The sequence below is a fragment of the Streptomyces sp. TSRI0107 genome (genome assembly GCF_001905845.1).
Taxonomy (GTDB): Bacteria; Actinomycetota; Actinomycetes; order Streptomycetales; family Streptomycetaceae; genus Streptomyces.
The window spans coordinates 383138-403120 of sequence record NZ_LIVZ01000006.1 but is presented as its reverse complement, the minus strand read 5'-3'; the positions used below and the strand labels follow the sequence as shown (position 1 = coordinate 403120).

Genomic DNA, 19983 nt, shown 5'->3' with positions numbered 1-19983 from the left:
TAGGGGCATGGACCCCATCAGCCCCCTGGAGCAGGCACTGCACGCCGCGCGCGCCCTCGTGCTGGCCGATCTCGTCGCGGGCGAGGTCGCCGAGGCGGACGTCGTCTCGCTCGTCGAGGACTCCGTCGCCCAGCGGCGCTGGTGGGTGGAGCAGTGGCCGGACGGCGCGCACTACGTGGCCGGGCTGGTCGCCCAGGACGTGCAGGACGCGCTGCTGGACCGGTACGGCCGCTGGCCGCTGTGCCCGGTGTGCGGCTCCGGCGACCCGCACGCGCTGGACGTCGAGCCGGAGCTGGGCCCGGACCCGCACTGGGTGTGCCACAAGGCGGGCGTGAAGGTCGCCGCGGTCGGCTCGCTCGGCCCCGCCCTGGGCGGGACACCCTCGTCGTGACGGTGTACATCGACCCGCCGACCTGGCCGGGCCACGGACGGCTCTGGTCCCACCTGATCAGCGACGTCTCCTTCGCCGAACTGCACGCCTTCGCCGCCGGACTCGGCGTGCCCCGCAAGGCCTTCGAGCGCGACCACTACGACATCCCGGCGCACCGCTACACCGACGCGGTGCGCGCCGGCGCCGTGCAGGTCACCAGCCGCGAGGTGGTGCGGCTGCTGCACGGCGCCGGCCTGCGCAGACGCAAGCGGCGCACCGGAACCGGTCAGGCCCGCAGCTCGTAGGCCAGCAGTTCGCCCCCCGGTGCCACGTCCGCCACCTCCACCGGCCGGAAACCGGCCCGCGCCACGACCCGCTGCGACGGCACGTTCGCCCGCTCCACGGTGGCGAACAGCGACCGTACGTCCGGGCGGGCCAGCGCCCACGCGGCGAGCGCGCGCAGCGCCTCGGTGGCGTAGCCGTTGCCGCGCGCCGAGGGCGCCAGGTCGTAGCCGATCTCCGTGCGGCCGTCCTCCTCCGGCGGGCCGTGGAAGCCCATGCCGCCGACCGCCCGCTCGTCCTCCTTCCGGACCAGCACGAACAGTCCGAACTCCGGCCGGTGCACCCCCGTCTCGTACGCCTTGAGGGTCATCGCGGCGGCCTCCCGGGTGCCCTCGTACGGCCCGCCCTCGACCCAGTCGAAGCCGCCGTCGCCACCGGCGGCGAGGTCGGCGGCGGCCGCCGGGGTGACGCCCTCCAGGGTGAGGCGCCCGGCGGGGAGCACGAGGTTGTTGCTCCACAGCCAGTCGGTGACCGGTTCACGGCCGGGCAGGCCGGCGCGGCCGGTGGCCCACAGCAGGGTCGGCCACGGGGCCGGGCCGGGCCGGACCTCGGGGAAGATCCGCATGAGGGCGAACTCTGCCAGCTCGGCGGGCGGTTCGTAGGACAGCCCCAGGCCCTCGGCGATGTCGTGCGTGTGCAGCAGCACCTCCGCCACGCCCATCGCGGCGAAGCCCTCCCGGTTGGCGCTGCGGTGCGGGAACGGGTGGAAGGCGCGGACCCGGGGCGGGGTGGTGCGCACGGCCGCGGTGAACAGCGCGCCCACGGTCTCCAGTACGCCGATCAGCCCGGCGGGGTCCGTGCCGTCGTCGACGACGAGGGTGCACGGCGCGTACGCGTCCATGTGCCGCCCCCGGCCCGCCAATTGGCCCGCGTACCCGAACAGGGCCCGCGTCAGATGCTCGGCCGTCGCCCGGCAGCTCCACTCCAGCCGGCCCGCCGTCACGGCGTCCCAGTCCCGCTCCGCCCCCGTCCGCAGTACCCGGGCCGCGCCCGTCATCGCCTGCTCCACGGCCTCGGCGGCCCGTTTTCCACCCGTATCGGTCATGAGGGGAGGCTAGGGGAGCGGGGCCGCTCAGGACGACAGCATTTCCAGTTCCGAGGTGAGGTTGTAGCGGGCCGTCGCCTCCCAGTGCTCCGCCCCGTAAGGGGTGCGGAACAGCCTGGGCAGGGCCAGCAGTCCGCGCAGGATCGCGGCGCGGCCCGTGCGGAAGGCGTCGGACGGGACGAAGCCGTACTCCTCGCGGACGGCGACGGTGTAGGCGGCGTACACCGACGGCGGCGAGGCGAGAATCGCCAGGTCTGCGTCGCACAGCACGTGCCCGTTCGGGTCGTCGTCGGCGGTGGCGTGCCCGGCGGTGAGCCGCACCAGCCGGGCCACCTCGGCGGTCTTCTCCGGCGGCAGCCCGGCCTCGGGCAGCGCGCGCTCGGCGAGCCGCGCCGACCGCTCCTCGTTCTCGGACCGCTCGGGCAGGTAGACGGCATCGTGGAACCAGGCGGCCAGCCGCACCACGTCGGGGTCGGCCGCGTACTCCTCCAGCGTGTCGACGTGGTCGAGCACCGCGGTGAGGTGGGCGAGCGTGTGGTACCGCCGCTGCGGCTCCTGCCAGCGGGCCAGCAGGTTCTCGGCGTACGGCAGCGGATCCGGACCCTCGCCCGGGTGGCGGGCGCGCTCCAGGGAACGGGTGAAGCGGGCGCGCAACTCGTCGGGATCGATGTCGACCATGGCGGCATTCTCCCGCGAAACCGGGGGAGACACCCCCTAGCGTGGAGGCCATGACGACTCCTGCTGATGTGCAAGAAGTACGGGACCCGGAGCTGCCGGGCAGGCTGCTGACGATCGAGCGGGACGCGCTGGTGCCGCTGCTGCGGGGGCGCCCGGACGCCGACTTCGCGCTGCCGGCCGCCGCGTGTCCCGGCTGGACGGTGCGGGATGTGCTCGCGCACTGTTCGGCCGCGTTGATGCGCGTGGTGGAGAACCGTTTCGAGAAGGGGGTGTTCTCGCCCGAGTCCAACGACCGGGACATCGCCGAGCGGGCCGACTGGACGAACGCGCGGGTCGTGGACGAGCTGGAACGCGGGATGACCGAGGCCGGCCCGGTGATCGCCAAGGCGGGCGGGGTGCTGGACGCCGTCGCGCTGGGCGAGTGGGTGCACGCCGGCGACGTACGGGAGGCGTTCGGGGAGCCCGGCGCGTACGCCGGGGCGGGGCTGCCGGACGCCCTCGACCTGCTGGCCTGGATCACCCGCGAGCGCGGGCACGTCCCGCTCCACGCCGACCTGGACGACCGGGACGAGCCGCTGCGGCTCGGCGACGGCAGCGGCGCCCGGCCGCCCGCCCGTTTCATCGGCGCCGGACCGACCCTCGTGCGCCTCTACTCGGGACGCTCCACGGCCGGAGCGGAGTACGAGCTCGCGGGGGTGGAGGCGGGCGAGCTGAACATCTTCGGATGAGGAGGCCGGACCTCTTCGGGTGAGGGCGGCCCGGACAGGCGTAGTCTTTGATTGGACTAGACCTGTAGAGCCGCACACTCGCCGACGACGAATGGGGTCCCATGAGCAAGCGTGCAGTCCTGGAGGTGATCGCCCTCGACCCCGAGGACGCGATCGCCGCCCAGGCCGGAGGCGCGGACCGCCTCGAGCTGGTCACCGACATGGCCGCCGACGGGCTCACCCCGTCGACCGCCGGGTTCGCCGGGATCCGCGCCGCGGTCGACATCCCGCTGCGCGTGATGCTGCGGCTCGCCGACGGGTTCTCGGCCGGAGGCGCCGACGGGATCGACCGGCTCGTCGGCGTCGCCCGGGAACTGCGCGACGCCGGGGCCGACCAGTTCGTGCTCGGCTTCCTCGACCCGCACGGCGGGGTCGACGTGCTCGCCGTGGAACGGATCGTCGCCGCGCTGGACGGCTGCCCCTGGACCTTCCACCGGGCCATAGACCGGGCAGCCGACCGCGACGCCCTGCGCAAGCAGCTCGACGGCCTGCCCGGACTGGACACCTACCTCACCGCCGGCTCACCCGCCGGCGTCGACGACGGCCTGCCCACCCTGCTCACCGAGGCGGCACGGTACCGGGAGCCCGGGTACGAGCCGCAGATCCTGGTCGGCGGCGGACTGCGCCTCGACCACGTGCCGCGCCTGCTGGCCGCCGGGATCGACGGCTTCCACATCGGCGGCGCGGCCCGCCCGCAGGGCTGGGACGGGCCGGTGTCCGCCGACGCGGTCGCGGAGTGGCGGAAGGTGCTCGACGAGGGGTGACACTCCCTAGGGGGTGTCTCGTCGATCAGGCCGGATCAGGGAGCGGCGTCTGGTGCCGTGCATCGCAAGGCGGAGGAGGGAGCCGATGCGGCGCATCGGGGACCGACGACAACGCGGCGAGGCGCGGGGCCAGGCGTCGCGAGCCCGGCATGATCGGCGAGACGCCCCCTAGGCGAGCTGCGGCGGCAGGTCGGTCGCGTGCGTCACCGTCAGGCCCGACACCGCTCGGGTCAGCGCCACGTACAGGCGGCGCAGGCCGGTGCGCTCGTCGGGTTCGCCGTCGACCACCGCCCGCGGCTCGTCCAGGACCACGTAGTCGTACTCCAGACCCTTCGCGAGCGAGGCCGGGACCAGCGTCAGCCGGGTCTCCGGGGTGGTCTCCTCACCCGGGGCCAGGAACGGGATCCCGGCCTCCGTCAGCGCCTCCGCGAGCGCCGGGATCCGCGCGTCGGCGGCGATCAGGCCGATCGAGCCCTCGTTGCGCAGCGACTCCTCGCAGGCCGCCACCACATCGCCGGTCCCGGACACCGCCCGCACCTCGAAGAAGCCCGGGTTCTCACGGATCGACGCGACCGGCGTGAGGCCCGGCGCGATGTGCGGCAGCAGCCGGGACGCGTACGTGATCACGTCCGTCGGCACGCGGAAACCCGCCGTCAGCTCCTCGATCACCGCGTCCGCCTTGCCCAGGTGCGCCAGCGCCTCCTGCCAGCTGCGCGTCGCCCACGGCGTGGTGCCCTGCGCCAGGTCGCCCAGCACGGTCGCGCTGCCGGTCGTGCAGCGGCGCCCCACCGCCCGGTACTGCATCGGGGACAGGTCCTGCGCCTCGTCCAGCACCACGTGCCCCAGCGAGTGCGTGCGCTCCACGAGGTCCGCCGCCTCGTCGATCAGCACCGCGTCCGCCGCCGACCACTTCGCCGACTTCACCGACCGGGCCGGCTTCGCCCACAGGATCGTCTTCTGCTCGTCCTCGGAGAGGATCCCGTCCGCGTGCGCGGCGAGGAAGTCCGCGTCCGCCAGCAGCCGCAGCACCAGCTTCGCCGGGTCCACCGCGGGCCAGATCGCCTTCACCGCCGCCTTCACCGCGCTGTTGCGGGCCACCGCGTCCTGCACCCGGTCGTCCGGGGCCTCGCCCGCCCGTTCCATCTGCACCAGCACCGCGTGCGCGATCCGCTGCGGCAGGGCCTCGCGGGCGGCGCCGTAGCGGATGTCCCGGTCCAGCAACTCGCGGACGATCTCCTCCAGTTCGTACGCCGGGACCCGCCAGCGCCGCGAGCCGCGCACCACCACGACCGGCTCGGTGGGCATCGTCACGTGCGAGTAGACGGCCCGGCGCAGCACCTGCGCCATCCGCGCGTCGCCCTTGACGACGGCCGCCGCCGCCTCGTCCGTGCCGCGCACCTCCACGTGCGCCACCAGGTCGTCCACGGTCGCCTGCCGCACCGTCAACTCGCCCAGCGCGGGCAGCACCTGCTCGATGTAGTGCAGGAAGGACCGGTTCGGCCCGATGACGAGGGTGCCGGTGCGGGCCAGCCGCTCGCGGTGGGCGTAGAGGAGGTAGGCCACCCGGTGCAGGCCGACGGCGGTCTTCCCGGTGCCGGGGCCGCCCTGCACGCACACCGACCCGCCCAGCCCCGAGCGCACGATCTCGTCCTGCTCCGGCTGGATGGTCGCGACGATGTCCCGCATCGGACCCACACGCGGCCGCTCGATCTCCTGCTGGAGCAGCCTGCTGGTGCGCGCCGCCTCCGCCGGGTCCGACAGGTGCTCGTCCTCGTACGCGGTCAGCTCGCCGCCGGTGTAGCCGAACCGGCGGCGCAGCCCGACGTCCATCGGGTCCTTCTTCGACGCCCGGTAGAACGGCTGCGACACCGGCGCCCGCCAGTCGATCACCATCGGGTCGCCGTCGGCGTCGTGCACGTGCCGCCGCCCGATGTAGAAGCGCTCGCCCTCCGCGCCCTCGGCCTGATCGGCGCCCGGCGCGTGCAGATAGTCCAGGCGGCCGAAGAACAGCGGGGTGTCGCTGAGGTCGGCGAGCGCCTTGATCCGCTCGTCGATCTGGCGTTCCAGGATCTGCGCGTTCACCCAGTTCGCGGTGACGTCGCTGATGTCCAGCGCCTCCACGTCCTCACGCATCGCCCGCAGCGCGGCACGGGACGCGGCGAGGTGGGAGCGCTCGCGGGACAGGGGGTCGGCGGTGGCCGCGGGGTCGGCGGTGGACAAGGGGGTGCCTCCGTAGGGACCTGCACGTGTGGGTGGCTGCGGAATGCCGACCGGTTTCCGTCCGGGCGGCGGCGCTCCATGCGGAGGCGGGCAAGAGCGGAGATTTTAGAGGAGCGGGGGGAGGCCGGGCGAACGGTTTTCCCTCTCACGGCGTAGACCCGCCCCCAGCCCCCTAGGGGGCGAAGGGGACCGTAGACCGATGCGGCGCTTATGTCCGCAAAAGCACCATGGAGACATGAGTGCAGCAGCCATCACCCCAGCTTCGGCCTCCGTCCGGCCGCCCTCCGGCGCCACCGCCGTCGTCGACCACCACCGGCACCGGCTCGGCGACGCGCTGCGGGCCGTGAAGGTGTTCGCGGGTGCCGCCTTCGACGTGATCATCCTCGGCGAGTACGGCGAGGAGGCGGGCGTCCGGCGCAAGTGACGGTCTAGGGTCACCGGGTGACCCGCCGTGCACGCTCCGTAAAGCCCTGTCTGTTCCTCGCGGTCTCCCTCACGGCGTTCGCCGTGCTGTGCGTGGCCCAGCACGTCCCGATGGCGGACGCGCTGGTCTACCAGGCGGAGGGCGAGGCGGTCCTCGACGGCCGTGACCTGTACGGCTTCACGGTCACCGAGTGGCATCTCCCGGCCACCTACCCGCCCTTCGCCGCCCTTCTCTTCACCCCCACCGCGTGGCTCCCCGCGAGCGCCCTCAAGGCGGCCTTCCTGGGGGCCAACACCGTCCTCCTCTTCTGCCTGGTCCACCTCTCCGCCCGCCTCGCGGGCCTGCCCCTGCGCCCGCCCGCCCTCTGCGCCGCGACAGCCCTCGCGCTCTGGCTGGAACCCGTCTTCCAGACCCTGCTGTTCGGCCAGATCAACCTCGCCCTCGCCTGCCTGGTCCTGTGGGACCTGACCCGCCCGGACGGCGCCCGCGGCAAGGGCGTGGCGGTCGGCGTCGCGGCCGGGATCAAACTGACACCGGCCGTCTTCATCGCGTACCTGCTGCTCACCGGCCGCCGGCGCGAGGCGGCACTGGCGACGGCGGCCCTCACCGGAACCGCCCTCCTGGGCGCCCTGGTGCTCCCCGCCGCCAGCGCCGACTTCTGGCTGCGCCGCCTCTACGAGACCGGCCGCGTCGGCAAACCGTGGATCGTCGACAACCAGTCCCTCCAGGGCCTGGTCGCCCGGATGCTCGGCGAGACCGCCCCCGGCCCCGCCTGGTGGCTGCCCGCGCTGCTCACGGCGGCCGGCGGGCTGTGGCTGGCCGCGCAGGCGTCCGACGACCGCCACGGCATCCTGCTGACCGCCGTCACCGCCCTGCTCGTCTCCCCGATCAGCTGGTCCCACCACTGGGTGTGGTGCGTCCCGCTGATCGCGGTCCTCGTCGCGCGGGGCCACGTCCGCCTGGCGGCGCTGACCACCGCCGCTTTCACCGCCCGCACCATGTGGCTCCTCCCCCACACGGGCGACCTGGACCTCCACCTCCCCTGGTGGCAGCAGCCCCTGGCGTCGCCGTACCCGCTTCTCGGGCTGGCGCTGCTGGTGGTGCTGCGGCCTCAGCTCTCCGCCAGCAGTTCGTCCGCGTCGACGATCCGGTACGCGTAGCCCTGTTCCGCGAGGAACCGCTGGCGGTGGGCGGCGAAGTCCTGGTCGATGGTGTCGCGGGCGACGACGGAGTAGAAGTGCGCCTGGTGGCCGTCCGCCTTGGGGCGCAGGACCCGGCCGAGGCGCTGGGCCTCCTCCTGGCGGGAGCCGAAGGTGCCGGAGACCTGGATGGCGACCGTCGCCTCGGGCAGGTCGATGGAGAAGTTGGCGACCTTCGACACCACCAGGACGCTGATCTCGCCCTGCCGGAACGCGTCGAACAGCTTCTCGCGCTGGGCGTTGGTCGTCTCACCCTTGATCACGGGCGCGCCGAGGTGTTCGCCCAGCTCGTCGAGCTGGTCGATGTACTGGCCGATGACCAGGATCTGCTGGCCCGCGAAGCGCCGGACGATCGACTCCGTGACCTTCCGCTTGGTGTCCGTGGTCGCGCAGAACCGGTACTTCTCCTCCGCCTCGGCCGTCGCGTACGCCAGCCGCTCGGCGTCGGTCAGGTTCACCCGGACCTCGACGCAGTCCGCGGGCGCGATGTACCCCTGCGCCTCGATCTCCTTCCACGGTGCGTCGAACCGCTTGGGGCCGATCAGCGAGAAGACGTCGGACTCCCGGCCGTCCTCACGGACCAGCGTCGCCGTCAGACCCAGACGGCGGCGCGCCTGGAGGTCGGCGGTGAACTTGAAGACCGGCGCGGGCAGCAGGTGCACCTCGTCGTAGACGATCAGACCCCAGTCCCGGGAGTCGAACAGCTCCAGGTGCGGGTAGACGCCCTTCCGCCTGGTCGTCAGCACCTGGTACGTGGCGATGGTGACCGGCCGGATCTCCTTGCGCGTACCGCTGTACTCGCCGATCTCGTCCTCGGTCAGCGAGGTGCGCTTCACCAGCTCGTGCTTCCACTGCCGCGCGGAGACGGTGTTGGTGACGAGGATCAGCGTGGTCGACTTGGCCTCGGCCATCGCCCCGGCCCCGACCAGCGTCTTCCCGGCACCACAGGGCAGTACGACGACACCGGAACCGCCGTGCCAGAAGTTCTCCACCGCCTGCTTCTGGTAGGGCCGCAGCGCCCAGCCGTCCTCGGCGAGATCGATCGGGTGCGCCTCGCCGTCCACGTACCCGGCGAGGTCCTCCGCCGGCCAGCCCAGCTTCAGCAGCACCTGCTTGATCTGCCCGCGCTCGGAGGGGTGCACGGCCACCGTGTCCGGGTCGATCCGGGTGCCGACCAGCGGCGCGATCCGCTTGGAGCGCAGCACCTCCTCCAGCACCGGACGGTCCGTGGTGGTCAGCACCAGGCCGTGCGCGGGGTGCTTGAGCAGGGACAGCCGGCCGTAGCGGTCCATCGTCTCGGCGATGTCGACGAGCAGGGCGTGCGGCACGGGGTAGCGGCTGTACTCGACGAGCGCGTCCACCACCTGCTCGGCGTCGTGCCCGGCGGCGCGCGCGTTCCACAGGCCGAGCGGGGTCACCCGGTAGGTGTGGATGTGCTCCGGCGCCCGCTCCAGCTCCGCGAAGGGCGCGATGGCCCGACGGCAGTCGTCGGCCCGCTCGTGGTCGACTTCCAGGAGCAGGGTCTTGTCGGACTGGACGATGAGTGGACCGTTCACGTGCGTACTTCCCTTCCGCGCGGCCAAACGTCCAGTGTGCCTGATTCACCCCGGTCGTCGGCTCGTCCTGTCGTCGGCTGTTCCTACAGGATGTCTATTCAGTCCTGCGGGTGGCAGCGTGCGGCCGTACGGCGGGCCCCTGCGAAGAATGGCGCATCGTGCAGCCCATGACACGTACGCCGCCCCCGCCGACCGCCACCCTCGGGTACGCCCTGTTCGCCACCCGCTGGCTCCAGGCCCCGCTCTACTTCGGTCTGGTCGTCGTCCAGGGCGTGTACGTCTACAAGTTCTTCAACGAGCTGTGGACGTTAATCGTGAGATGCGTGGCCGGCCGGGCCGACGAGACGTACGTGATGCTCGCGGTGCTGAAGCTGGTCGACGTCGTGATGATCGCCAACCTGCTGATCATGGTGATCGTCGGCGGCTACGAGACCTTCGTCTCCAGGATCGACCTCCAGGGCCACCGCGACCAGCCGGAATGGCTCTCGCACGTCAACCCCAACGTGCTGAAGGTCAAGCTGGCCACCGCCATCGTGGGCATCTCGTCCGTGCATCTGCTGCAGATGTTCGTGGACGTGGAACACACCCCCCAGCACTCGCTGCTGTGGGGCACGCTGATCCACATGGCGTTCATCGTCTCCGCCGCGATCCTGGCGTACATGTCGGGGGAGCTGGTCGCCCGCTCCGAGCACCACCCCAAGGAGCACGGCCGGCGGACGGCCGAGCCCGAACCGTCCGCCGGGCCCGAGCCGTCCACCACCCCCCTGCCCGTCGCCCCCCTGCCCGTCACCCCCCTGCCGATCCCCGCCCAGCCCGGCCCGCCCGAGCGCGAGGCGCACGCCGAGGACCGCGTCCGGGCCGCCGGGTTCCCCGCCCGCAAGCAGCTGGAGGACTTCGACGCCGAGTACCCGCGCGCCTTCGACCGGGACACGGTGGCCCGGCTCGGCAAGCTGGACTTCGTCGTCGCCCGCCGCAACGTGCTGTTCACCGGCGCCCCCGGCACCGGCAAGACCCATCTCGCGATCGGGCTCGGGCTGCGCGCCTGCCAGGCCGGGCACCGGGTGCTGTTCGCGACCGCCGTGGAGTGGGCCGCCCGGCTGGCGCGGGCCGACGCGGCGGGCCGGCTCTCCGAGGAACTGGCCGGCCTCGACGACAGCGCCCTGCTGATCGTCGACGAGGTCGGCTACGTGCCCTTCGACACGGAGGCGGCCCGGCTGCTGTTCCGGCTGGTCGCGCACCGCTACGAACGCGGCTCGGTGATCGTGACCAGCGACCGTCCGCTGGAGCGCTGGCACGAGGTGTTCGACGGCCCGGCCGTTCTCGCGATGGTGGACCGCCTGACCCACCACGCGGAGACCGTACGGCTCGAAGGCGACAGCTACCGCAAGCGCCGGCCTACCTCAGCGTGGGCAGAGCCAGCGTGTTGATCAGCGGCCCCTCGATGGTCACCCCTTCCGTGATCAGGGGCTCCGAGCCGAGCACGGGCAGCGGCAGCGGCGCGGCCGAGGGGGCCGCGGAGGCCTGCGGGGCCGCCGCGCCGACGACCAGCGCGGCGGCCGAGATCAGGGCGGCCAGCGAGACCGCGATGGCGCTGGAACGGGTGGGGCAGGAGTGGTCGGGGAGGCTCGAACGCATGGGACCTCAGGGCCTTTCAGCGAAATGAGGGGGGGCGTCGGGGGCGAACGGCGGGCCGGTCCCGGGGACTCGTGGGACCGGCCCTGGGCGCGTGGGACGGCGTAACGGATCTGTCAGACCTGCGGTGTCTCGAGGACCAGTCCGGCGACATCGATGCTGATGGCGGCGGCCTGAGTGGTCAGGGCGCCGAACATGAGGGCGGCGGCGGACAGGACGGCGGCCACACGACGGGCTGCGCGCATGGAGGGACTTCCTTTCGGCTGTGCTCGCCCGAACCGCCCGCCGGGCGGCTCGGGGCTTCATCAGGACAACCGGTGGCTGCCCGGCGCCCCGCACCGCAATGCGACAGGCCCGGGAAGCTCCCTCATGGGTGGGAAGTGTCCGGCGTGGCGTGCATGAACGCCGACGTACACCCGCGCGGGTGACCGTCAGACGTCGTCGTCCGCCAGCTCCGCCACCCCCGTGATCCGGTGCAGGGCGAAAGTGCGCACCTCGTCCGCGGTGTGGTCGTACGCCGTCACGAAGCCGCCCTCGACCCGCACCGGGCCGATCACCCGCTGGCTGGCGGCACCCTCCGCGTTCACGTAGCCGATCCACAGGGCCTGCCCGGTGAGGACCGCGGCCTGCACGGTCGCGAGGGTCTCGGCGGAACTCGTACGCGGCAGTTCGCCGCCGGTGACCGGCGCGGCGGCGGCGCCGGGATTCGGCTTGCGCGGGGCGGTGGCGGCCAGGTCACCCGCCCTGATCGCCCGGATCGCCGCCGTGAGCAGCGTCGCGTCGGGCGCCGGGGGACCGTCCGGCACCGGCTCCGGAGCGGTGCGCGGCGGGGTGCGGTGGGCGTGCGCGCGGGTGATCAGCACATCGCCCTCGGCGGACTCGGCGGCCGGCGCGAAACCCATCGCGCGCAGCCCCTCCAGCAGCGCCGCCGGATCGGCCTGCGCGGCCAGCACGGTCGGCGCCAGCCGGCGCAGCCGCAGCCCCGCCGACCGCTTGTCGGCGAGGATCTCGCTGAGCAGCGCGTCGTCGTCGCAGCGGACGTACGCCGAGGCGGCGCCGACCCGCAGGTGGCCGTGCCTGCGGGCCACGTCGTCGATCAGGTAGGCCAGCGGCTGCGGCACCGGCGTACGGGAGTGCTCGGCGAGGAAGGCGTGCAGGTCGGCGGCGGCCCGGCCGGCGTCCAGGGCCCGGCGTACCGAGGCGGGCGTGAAGCGGTAGACGGTCGCCCCGCCCTTGGACTCCACCTCGGCGAGCACACCCAGCGTCTCCGCCAGCGGCCGCTGGAGCGGCCCCGGCGCCACCGCCGTCAGGTCGGCCTGGAGCAGCACGTGGTCCAGCGGCTCCGGCAGCAGCGGGCCGAGCAGCCGGACGGCGGCCGCGGTGGCCATGGCCTGCTCGGCGGGGGAGAGGGCGGCGAGGGCCGGGGCGGGATGACGGTGGTGGTGGTGCACGGGCAGCTTGTCGCCCGGGCCCTCCGGTTCACCGGCGGGGGCGGGCTCCGGCGCCGGTGCCCCCAGCAGGGCCCGCCCGTGCCCGGACAGCGCGCCGCGCCCCGTCACACCCAGCAGCTCCGCCTCCGACAGCGCCCACCGGGCGAGCCGCCCGCGCAGATCGTCCTCGGTGTCCCGGCCGCCGCGCGCGGGCCGCTCCCAGTGCAGCCGGGCCAGCACCGACTCGGGGTCGGGGGCCGCGCCCTCCGGCAGCCCGGCGAGCAGGGCGAGCACCCGGTGCCGTACCTCCGGGGCCGCCGAGCGGTCGAGACCCGGGCCCAGCGCCGACAACGTACGGTCCTTGGCGTCCCGACCGCCGACCAGCCCGGCGGTGCGGGTGGCCGCCAGCCACGCCTCGGCGAGCAGGCCCCAGCGTTCGGCGGCGGGCCGCTCCAGCCACTCGTCGTAGACGGGTGTGGCGGCGTACCGCTCGTCGGCCTCGCCGTCGGAGGCGATCAGCCCGGCGGCGTAGGCCAGTTCCACCCAGAACGCGGCGACCGGCTCCGAGACGTCCAGGGCGACGGCGGTCCGCTTCAGGTCCCGCACACTCAGCCCGCCGGCCCGCAGCACGGCCGGGCCGCCCTCGTCCCACTCCTTCAGCAGCTCCTCGACGGTCGCCAGCGCCGTCAGCGCCTGCCCGGCCGCCGTCGCGTCCACAACCTGTGGACGGTGCACGGCCGCCGCCTCCACGGCCGGCGGCACCGGCTCCGGCGCCCGGTGCGCCCGGCCCGCCCGCAGATGCAGCGCCACCTCACGCGGCAGCACCACCGTGCCGGGCGCGGTCGGCAGCAGCAGCCCGCGGTCCAGCAGCCACCGCAGCCGGGGCGCCGGATCCGCCGTGACCTGCCCGTACGGCGGGCCCCACACCAGCCGCTCCAGCACCTGCAGCGACTCCTCGGGCGCCTTTGCGAGCAGCGCCCGCATCCGGGCGCGGTCGCGGAACAGCCCGGTCAGCGAGGCCGCCGCGGACACCGAGTCGTGCGTGGACGGCAGCCCGGCCGTCGCCACCAGCTCCTGGATCCGCCCCGGCGACATACCCGCCGTCGCCTCCTGCACCGTCGGCCCGAGACCGGTCGGCGACGGGTGCTGCGGGGACGGAGCGAGCAGTTCACGGGCCGTGCGCACCAGCCGCAGCCGGTCGTCGCCACCCCACACCAGCGCCTGCTCGCGCAGCACGCCCACCGCGCGCGGCAGCGCCGCCGCCACCGTCGGATCACCGTCGTCGCCCGCCATCAGGCCGAGCAGCTCCTCGTACGACGCCGGGTCCGAGGCCACGGCCAGCGCCTGCGCCGTCTGCAGCGTGAACCGGTCCAGCCGCTCCAGCGCGCGCACCACCGAGGCGCGGGTCCCCGCGCGGGTGGCGAGCTGCGTCAGATCCGTCGGCACGGGGGTGATGAGGTCCGGCCGGCTGCGCAGGAGCGCGGCAAGGGAGGCGTCGTCCCGGGCGCGGAGCGCTTCCGCGAGGGACCGGGGGGCCGCGGGCTTCTCCTCGGTGCTCATCCGGTCAACGTTAGCGGGTGGCGGCACGCGGCAGCAGGCGCGCGCAAGGGCCGGAGGGGCGAACGGAACGTTTCCCAGATGGCGCCCGGATGAATTCCGCGCGGACGCTTCCGGCACCGCTGGCAGCCCTCCGCCCGCACTGGTCACCCTGAGGCTCCCCCGTCAACCGGGCGCTGACTTCAGGGAGTTCGACGGTGAGTCTCGGCATCGATTGGGACCTCGACACGATCATCGCGATCCTCAGCATCGTGGTGCCCCTCGCCGCGTTCGGGTGGGAGTTCGGGGTCGTCGGACGCAAGCGGCTCGGCTACCGCGTGCAGATGGACACGCTGGCCACGGACACCGCCCACTCCCCGTACGCCGGAGTGCTGCGCGAACTCCACGACGACCACGGCAGCACCCTCACCAACCCGTCGTTCGTCCTGCTGCGGATCGAGAACGCCGGCTGGCAGCCCATCGTCGAGGGCGACTACCTCACCTCCGAGTCCGACAAGACCGGCATCCGCGTCACCTTCCAGTACCGCCGGGTCGCGGGCGCCGTCGTCACCGAGCCCAGCCAGCCCGAGCTGCGGGACTTCTTCACCGAGGAGGTCGGCGGCTTCGGCTACGGCGAGGAGAACGGCGCCGGACTCATCCGGCTGCCCAAGGTCAAACTCAACCGCCGCGCCCACTACAAGGTGCTCGCCGTCCTGGAGAGCACCTCCGGCGACCAGCGGGAGGACTTCCCCGACCCGGTGTTCCGCGCCGACGTCAGCGGCGGCAACGGACGCGGCCTGCTCGCCCGGTTCGTCAAGTTCAAGATGTCCAGGACGGAGAGCCACCGGTTCGCGTCGAGGCCCGGCTGGGTGTTCGTCACCCTGCTGGCGCTGGGCGTCCTCATCCAGGCGGCCACCCTGACCTTCGCCCCCGAACCCGCCCCCAGGGACTGCGTGGGCGGCACCCTGTACCTGCACGGCTCCACCGCGTTCGAGCCCGCCGTACGCAAGGCCGCCGCCGCGTACACGGACCGCTGCCGGCGCGCCGAGGTCAGCATCCCGGTCACCGCGGACACCTTCAGCGGCAGCACCGAGGGCCTGAACGACCTGGAGCGGATCGGCGAGGACGCCGGGATCGAGCCTGGTGAGGGGCTCGCCGACCACATCGCCTTCTCCGACGGCAAGGCCCTCGGCAACCACCCCCGCCTGCTCAGCCGCCCGCTCGCCTACCTGCCGTACACCCTGGTCGTCAACGCGGACGCGGACGTCGAGGACCTGACCCGCGAACAGATACGCGCCATCTACTCCGGAGAGGTGAAGCGCTGGTCCGAGGTCGGCGGCGCGGACATCCCCGTCCACCTGGTGAACAGACACCGCGGCTCCGGCACTCGTACCGCCCTCGTCGAACGGGTCCTCGGCGACAAAGAGCCGGTGGCACCCACCGTCTCCGACTGCACCGCCCTCACGCCCGCCACCTGGGGCGCCTGCGAGGTCGGCAAGACCAGCACGCTGGTGGACATGACCGCCGACATCCCCGGCGCCATCGGCTACAGCGAGGTCAGCAGCGCGGAACGGGAGGACGGCGTGGTCCTGCTGCGCATCGACGGCCAGGAACCGACTCTCACCGGCGTGGAGCAGGGCGACTACCCGTACTGGGAGACCGAGTACGCCTACACCTACGGCCGCGCCCCCGACGGCTCCCTCGCCCAGGCGTTCCTCAGCTTCCTCACCGTGGAGGCCGGCCGCGAGACCCTCGGCCCGTACGCCCGGCTCTGCTCGGAGGTGGACAAGCCGGGCCTGTGCGAACCGACCTGACGTGCCGTCGCCCGCCCGGCCCTGCGCTAACGTCGTCCCCCGGGGAATCCGGCGCGATCCGGAACCCGGCAACCGGCACACCCGCCCCGGAGGGGACAGCGTGGGCATCGAGAGCGACAAGGTCGTCTACGAGTACCTGAGCCGCGTCGGCGACGTGGCGCAGCAGCGGCAGCTGCCCTCCGCGACCCGGATGCGGCTCGTCTCCCAGCTGCGGGACGAGATCGACCGGCGGCGGGCGAAGGCACCCGTGGACAGCCCCGCCGCGGTCCGCCGCATCATCGACCGCATCGGCAGCCCCGACGACGTGGTCACCGCCGCGGGCGGCACGGGGCCGCAGCACGCCGTCGCGGAGCCGCCGCCCGCGACCGTGCCGGTCCAGCGGGACCCGGAGCCCCCGGCCCCCCGCGAGCGCCGGCTCCCCAAGGGCCTGCGCCGGGTCGTCCCCCGCCCCCGCCCCGCCGAACCCCGGCCGGCCGCCGACGACGCCCCCGCCCCGCCCCACCTCGCGGGCGCCCACGAACTCGGGGACAGCGCCGTCCAGCCCGACTGGTGGCGGGTGGAGGGCACGCCCTTCGACGCCGGGGAGGCGGTGCCGGGCTTCGTCGGCGGCGTGGAGATCCCGGACCTGCTGAAGCCTCCGCCGAGGGAGAAGGAGAAGGTGCCCGGGGAGAAGGCGCGAGCGAGGGAGGCCGAGGAGGAGGCGGACGCGGAGGCGGAGGAGCCTCAGGAAGGCCGCCGCCGGTTCCTGCCGTCCCCCGGCACCTGGAGCAATCCCCTGCTCCTGTTCGCCGCGGCCCTCCTGGTCGCCGGCGCGGTCCTCCGCAACATCCTGGTCCTGGCCTTCGGCTGGCTCATCGTCTACATCTCCCGCCGCCTGACCCAGTTCGAGATCAAGTGGGCGGTCATGTTCCTCCCCGGCCTGGCGGTCGCGGGCGGCTTCACCTGGCTCTGGGGCCGCACGGAGGGCCGCTGGGGCGCCCCGATCGCCGAGGGCGAGATGAGCGCGGCGATCTCGGAGACCTGGCCGTGGGTGTTGCGGGGCGCGGCGCTGGCGTCGGCGGCGTTCCTGGTGTGGCGCTCGCAGAAAGAGCGGTAGGGAAGAGCAGTAGGAAAGAGCGGTAGGGGATTCCGCCGGTGAGCCCGCGGGCCGCGCACCCCGCCCCCGCCCGGCCCCGACAGGCCCCCGGCACAATGACCCACATGGCCTACACCGCGAGCACCCCCCTCACCGTCGGCTTCGACCTGGACATGACCCTGATCGACTCCCGCCCGGGCATCCACGCCTGCTACCAGGCCCTCGCCGAGCGCACGGGCACGTTCGTCGACGCCGACCTCGCGGTGACCCGCCTGGGCCCGCCGCTGACGGAGGAGCTGCGGAACTGGTTCCCGGAGGAGGACGTCCCGGCCGTCGCCGACCTGTACCGGTCGATGTATCCGGCGCACGCCATCACCGCCACCCCCGCCCTCCCCGGCGCCCGCGAGGCCATCGCCGCCGTACGGGCGTCCGGCGGCCGCGCGATCGTCGTCACGGCGAAGTACGAGCCGAACGCCAAGCTGCACCTGGAGCACCTCGGCCTGGAGCCGGACGTGCTGGTCGGCGACCTGTGGGCGGAGGCCAAGGCGGTGGCCCTGCGCGAGCACACCGCGGGCGTCTACGTCGGCGACCACACCGGCGACATCCGTGCCGCCCGCGCGGCGGACGCCCTTTCGGTGACGGTGGCCACCGGCCCGTTCGGCGCGGCGGAGCTGCGGGAGGCCGGCACGGACGTCGTCCTCGCCGACCTGACCGCGTTCCCGGAGTGGCTGGCCGCCTACCTGGACGGCGCCGACGCCCCGGAGCCCTCCCGCGCCTGACGGCGACCGGCCGCCACCGACTGGAGAACCCCGGCGCCGGCGATCAGAAATCCGACCCCCATGAGCATGCTCAGTGCGAACATGTACGTCGGAAACGGCGTCGTGCCGAGGAACAGCGGGGCCACCGTGACCAGCGTGGCCACGGCACCGAGGAAGAACACGACGGCCCCGGCACGGACCAGCCGGTCACCGGGCGCGGCGGAATTCGGTTGGGTTTTGTCACGCACCGGACCAGGGTAGTTCCCAGCGCGAGGGAACAACCGGGCGACGTCTTGTCAGCTGCCCCGGGACCATTAGCCTTGGTACCGGCGGGTCAGTGGCGACCCGCTCTAGTGCTATCAAGAGCCGTTTCCGAAGCAGTTTTCCGACGAGTACGAGGACGAGGACAGACGTGCCTACCGGCAAGGTCAAGTGGTTCAACAGCGAGAAGGGCTTCGGCTTTCTCTCCCGCGACGACGGCGGCGACGTCTTCGTCCATTCCTCGGTTCTCCCCAACGGAGTGGAGACGCTCAAGCCGGGCCAGCGCGTGGAATTCGGCGTCGTGGCCGGTCAGCGCGGCGACCAGGCCTTGTCGGTGACCCTGCTGGACCCGACCCCGTCGGTGGCCGCCGCGCAGCGCAAGAAGCCGGACGAGCTCGCTTCGATCGTCCAGGACCTGACGACCCTCCTCGAGAACATCACCCCGATGCTGGAGAAGGGCCGCTACCCGGACAAGGCGTCCGGCAAGAAGATCGCCGGCCTGCTCCGCGCGGTGGCGGACCAGCTCGACGTGTGAGAAGCCGCTGGAGCCGTCACGGGAAATCCAGCGCATCCGGGCCGAGGGGCGGCAGCAGTCCCTCGGCCGCCGCGCGGGTGAGCAGCCCCCGCACCGCGGCGTAGCCGTCCTCGCCCAGGCCGGCGGTGAACTCGTTGACGTACAGCCCGATGTGCTGGTCGGCCACGGCCGGGTCCATCTCCTGGGCGTGCTCCATGACGTACGGGCGGGACACCTCCGGGTCGTCCCAGGCCGCCCGTACGGACGTACGGATCGAGTCGGCGAGCAGGCGCAGCGTGTCCGCGCCCAGCGACCGCTTGGCGATGATGGCGCCCAGCGGGATCGGCAGCCCGGTGGTGCTCTCCCAGTGCTCGCCCATGTCGGCGAGCTTGTGCAGCCCGTAGTTCCGGTACGTGAACCGGGCCTCGTGGATGACGAGTCCGGCGTCCACCTTGCCGTCCCGCACGGCCGGCATGATCTCGTGGAACGGCATCACCACGATCTCCCCGACCCCGCCGGGCACGGTGTCGGCCGCCCACAGCCGGAACAGCAGGTACGCCGTCGACTTCTCGCTCGGCACGGCGACCGTACGCCCCGTCAGGTCGACGTCCGCCTCCCGCGTGAGCACCAGCGGCCCGCAGCCCCGCCCCAGCGCGCCGCCGCACGGCAGCAGCGTGTACTCGCCGAGGACGTACGGCAGCACCGCGTACGACACCTTCAGCACGTCGAACTCGCCGCGCTCGGCCATGCCGTTGGTGACGTCGATGTCGGCGAAGGTCACGTCGAGCGCGGGGGCGCCGGGGACGCGGCCGTGGGCCAGGGCGTCGAAGACGAAGGTGTCGTTCGGGCAGGGGGAGTACGCGATCCGCAGCTTCTCACCGGTCATGTGGGGTCCAACCTTCCAGTACGGGTGCCAGCTTCCCGAAAGCCTCCGCCAGCGCGTCCAGCGCCTCCCCGATCCGCCAGGCGGCGCGGTCACGCGGCCCCACCGGGTTGGAGACGGCCCGCAGCTCCAGCACGGGCACCCCGTGGACGGCGGCCGCCTCGGCGACCCCGAAACCCTCCATCGCCTCGGCGAGGGCCCGCGGATGCCGGGCGCGCAGGGCCGCGGCGCGGTCGGCGGTGCCGGTGACCGTGGAGACGGTGAGGACGGTGCCCGCGCGGGCACCGGTGGCCGCTGTGACGTCCCGTACGAGCGTTTCCGGGGGACGGTGGGTGACGGTGCCGAAACCCAGCTCGGTGACCGGCAGGAAGCCGTCGGCGGTCTCCGCGCCCAGATCGGCCGCGGTGATCTCGTCGGCGACGACCAGCGAGCCGACGGGCGCCTCGGGGGCGAAGCCGCCGCCGATGCCGGCGGAGACGACCAGCCCGAAGGGGCGGCCGTCACGGGCGGCCTCGGTCAGCGCGGTCGCGGTGCCGGCTGCGGCACGGGCGGGACCGACCCCGACCGCGAGAACCTGTCCGGAGGATCCGGCGAATCCGGCGAATCCAGCGGACCCGGCGGATCCGGTGGACCCGTCGGATCCGGTGAAGGCCCGGGCCACCGCGTCCCGTTCGGCGGGGACGGCGGTGGCCACGAGGACACGCATGGGGCGGGA

21 protein-coding genes are annotated in these 19983 nt (G+C 73.5%); 11 read left to right on the top strand and 10 right to left on the bottom strand.

Annotation, left to right across the window (positions count from 1 at the left end):
* Nucleotides 1-7: 7 nt before the first annotated feature.
* Both AMK31_RS18395 and AMK31_RS18390 read left to right on the top strand, forming a co-directional pair.
* Nucleotides 8-391, top strand: a complete 384-nt coding sequence (locus AMK31_RS18395; RefSeq protein ID WP_073941625.1) for a hypothetical protein — start codon at nucleotides 8-10, stop codon at nucleotides 389-391.
* Complete coding sequence (locus AMK31_RS18390) at nucleotides 388-675, top strand: DUF4031 domain-containing protein (RefSeq protein WP_073941624.1); 288 nt, start codon at nucleotides 388-390, stop codon at nucleotides 673-675. The genes AMK31_RS18395 and AMK31_RS18390 overlap by 4 nt, the downstream gene beginning before the upstream one ends.
* Here the strand turns inward: AMK31_RS18390 and AMK31_RS18385 are convergent.
* Both AMK31_RS18385 and AMK31_RS18380 read right to left on the bottom strand, forming a co-directional pair.
* Nucleotides 657-1757: a GNAT family N-acetyltransferase gene (locus AMK31_RS18385; protein WP_241842670.1), complete on the bottom strand. Its 1101-nt coding sequence runs from the start codon at nucleotides 1755-1757 to the stop codon at nucleotides 657-659. The two genes, AMK31_RS18390 and AMK31_RS18385, sit on opposite strands and share 19 nt — an antisense overlap.
* 27 nt (nucleotides 1758-1784) lie before the next feature.
* The gene (locus AMK31_RS18380) at nucleotides 1785-2435 is read right to left on the bottom strand and encodes an HD domain-containing protein (RefSeq protein WP_073941622.1); all 651 of its coding nucleotides are present in this window, start codon (nucleotides 2433-2435) and stop codon (nucleotides 1785-1787) included.
* A gap of 50 nt (nucleotides 2436-2485) precedes the next feature.
* Here AMK31_RS18380 and AMK31_RS18375 point away from each other — a divergent pair, with 50 nt between their 5' ends.
* On the top strand, nucleotides 2486-3163 hold the full coding sequence (locus AMK31_RS18375) for a maleylpyruvate isomerase family mycothiol-dependent enzyme (RefSeq protein WP_073941805.1): 678 nt from the start codon (nucleotides 2486-2488) through the stop codon (nucleotides 3161-3163).
* 101 nt (nucleotides 3164-3264) lie between these two features.
* Nucleotides 3265-3966, top strand: coding sequence for a copper homeostasis protein CutC (locus AMK31_RS18370; protein ID WP_073941621.1), 702 nt, complete (start codon nucleotides 3265-3267; stop codon nucleotides 3964-3966).
* A gap of 168 nt (nucleotides 3967-4134) precedes the next feature.
* On the opposite strand, the gene AMK31_RS18365 is transcribed toward AMK31_RS18370, so the two are convergent.
* Complete coding sequence (locus AMK31_RS18365; RefSeq protein ID WP_241842680.1) at nucleotides 4135-6099, bottom strand: HelD family protein; 1965 nt, start codon at nucleotides 6097-6099, stop codon at nucleotides 4135-4137.
* Nucleotides 6100-6421: 322 nt separating this feature from the next.
* Between AMK31_RS18365 and AMK31_RS18360 the strand changes: the two genes are divergently transcribed.
* Both AMK31_RS18360 and AMK31_RS18355 read left to right on the top strand, forming a co-directional pair.
* Entirely contained in the window at nucleotides 6422-6610 is a 189-nt protein-coding gene (locus AMK31_RS18360) for a hypothetical protein (RefSeq protein WP_073941619.1), read from the top strand.
* A 110-nt stretch (nucleotides 6611-6720) separates the two neighbouring features.
* Nucleotides 6721-7770, top strand: a complete 1050-nt coding sequence (locus AMK31_RS18355; RefSeq protein WP_079186873.1) for a glycosyltransferase 87 family protein — start codon at nucleotides 6721-6723, stop codon at nucleotides 7768-7770.
* Here AMK31_RS18355 and AMK31_RS18350 read toward each other — a convergent pair.
* Entirely contained in the window at nucleotides 7722-9365 is a 1644-nt protein-coding gene (locus AMK31_RS18350) for a DNA repair helicase XPB (RefSeq protein ID WP_073941617.1), read from the bottom strand. The genes AMK31_RS18355 and AMK31_RS18350 overlap by 49 nt on opposite strands.
* Nucleotides 9366-9532: 167 nt before the next feature.
* Between AMK31_RS18350 and istB the strand changes: the two genes are divergently transcribed.
* Nucleotides 9533-10792, top strand: a complete 1260-nt coding sequence (gene istB, locus AMK31_RS18345; RefSeq protein ID WP_073941616.1) for an IS21-like element helper ATPase IstB — start codon at nucleotides 9533-9535, stop codon at nucleotides 10790-10792.
* Here istB and AMK31_RS18340 read toward each other — a convergent pair.
* From AMK31_RS18340 to AMK31_RS18335, 3 genes are all read right to left on the bottom strand, one after another.
* Nucleotides 10761-11000: a hypothetical protein gene (locus tag AMK31_RS18340; RefSeq protein WP_073941615.1), complete on the bottom strand. Its 240-nt coding sequence runs from the start codon at nucleotides 10998-11000 to the stop codon at nucleotides 10761-10763. The genes istB and AMK31_RS18340 overlap by 32 nt on opposite strands.
* Nucleotides 11001-11113: 113 nt before the next feature.
* The gene (locus tag AMK31_RS42140; protein WP_274535967.1) at nucleotides 11114-11242 is read right to left on the bottom strand and encodes a hypothetical protein; all 129 of its coding nucleotides are present in this window, start codon (nucleotides 11240-11242) and stop codon (nucleotides 11114-11116) included.
* Nucleotides 11243-11428: 186 nt separating this feature from the next.
* Complete coding sequence (locus AMK31_RS18335) at nucleotides 11429-13987, bottom strand: helicase-associated domain-containing protein (RefSeq protein ID WP_073941614.1); 2559 nt, start codon at nucleotides 13985-13987, stop codon at nucleotides 11429-11431.
* A 194-nt stretch (nucleotides 13988-14181) separates the two neighbouring features.
* Here AMK31_RS18335 and AMK31_RS18330 point away from each other — a divergent pair, with 194 nt between their 5' ends.
* The 3 genes from AMK31_RS18330 (at nucleotide 14182) to AMK31_RS18320 (ending at nucleotide 17631) form a co-directional block, all read left to right on the top strand.
* Nucleotides 14182-15777 (top strand): substrate-binding domain-containing protein, encoded by a 1596-nt coding sequence (locus AMK31_RS18330; protein ID WP_107468646.1) that lies wholly within the window; start codon nucleotides 14182-14184, stop codon nucleotides 15775-15777.
* Nucleotides 15778-15877: 100 nt separating this feature from the next.
* On the top strand, nucleotides 15878-16873 hold the full coding sequence (locus AMK31_RS18325; protein WP_073941613.1) for a hypothetical protein: 996 nt from the start codon (nucleotides 15878-15880) through the stop codon (nucleotides 16871-16873).
* A gap of 104 nt (nucleotides 16874-16977) precedes the next feature.
* Complete coding sequence (locus tag AMK31_RS18320; protein WP_073941612.1) at nucleotides 16978-17631, top strand: HAD family hydrolase; 654 nt, start codon at nucleotides 16978-16980, stop codon at nucleotides 17629-17631.
* Here AMK31_RS18320 and AMK31_RS18315 read toward each other — a convergent pair.
* Nucleotides 17589-17858, bottom strand: a complete 270-nt coding sequence (locus AMK31_RS18315; RefSeq protein ID WP_073941611.1) for a hypothetical protein — start codon at nucleotides 17856-17858, stop codon at nucleotides 17589-17591. The two genes, AMK31_RS18320 and AMK31_RS18315, sit on opposite strands and share 43 nt — an antisense overlap.
* 164 nt (nucleotides 17859-18022) lie before the next feature.
* Between AMK31_RS18315 and AMK31_RS42135 the strand changes: the two genes are divergently transcribed.
* Nucleotides 18023-18406: a cold-shock protein gene (locus tag AMK31_RS42135; protein WP_073941610.1), complete on the top strand. Its 384-nt coding sequence runs from the start codon at nucleotides 18023-18025 to the stop codon at nucleotides 18404-18406.
* A gap of 16 nt (nucleotides 18407-18422) precedes the next feature.
* On the opposite strand, the gene AMK31_RS18305 is transcribed toward AMK31_RS42135, so the two are convergent.
* Nucleotides 18423-19271 carry a 1,4-dihydroxy-6-naphthoate synthase gene (locus AMK31_RS18305; protein ID WP_073941609.1) on the bottom strand — a complete coding sequence of 283 codons (849 nt, stop codon included), beginning with the start codon at nucleotides 19269-19271 and terminating at the stop codon, nucleotides 18423-18425.
* Nucleotides 19261-19974 carry a futalosine hydrolase gene (locus AMK31_RS18300; RefSeq protein WP_073941608.1) on the bottom strand — a complete coding sequence of 238 codons (714 nt, stop codon included), beginning with the start codon at nucleotides 19972-19974 and terminating at the stop codon, nucleotides 19261-19263. Before AMK31_RS18300 ends, AMK31_RS18305 begins: the two co-directional genes overlap by 11 nt.
* Nucleotides 19975-19983: the final 9 nt, after the last annotated feature.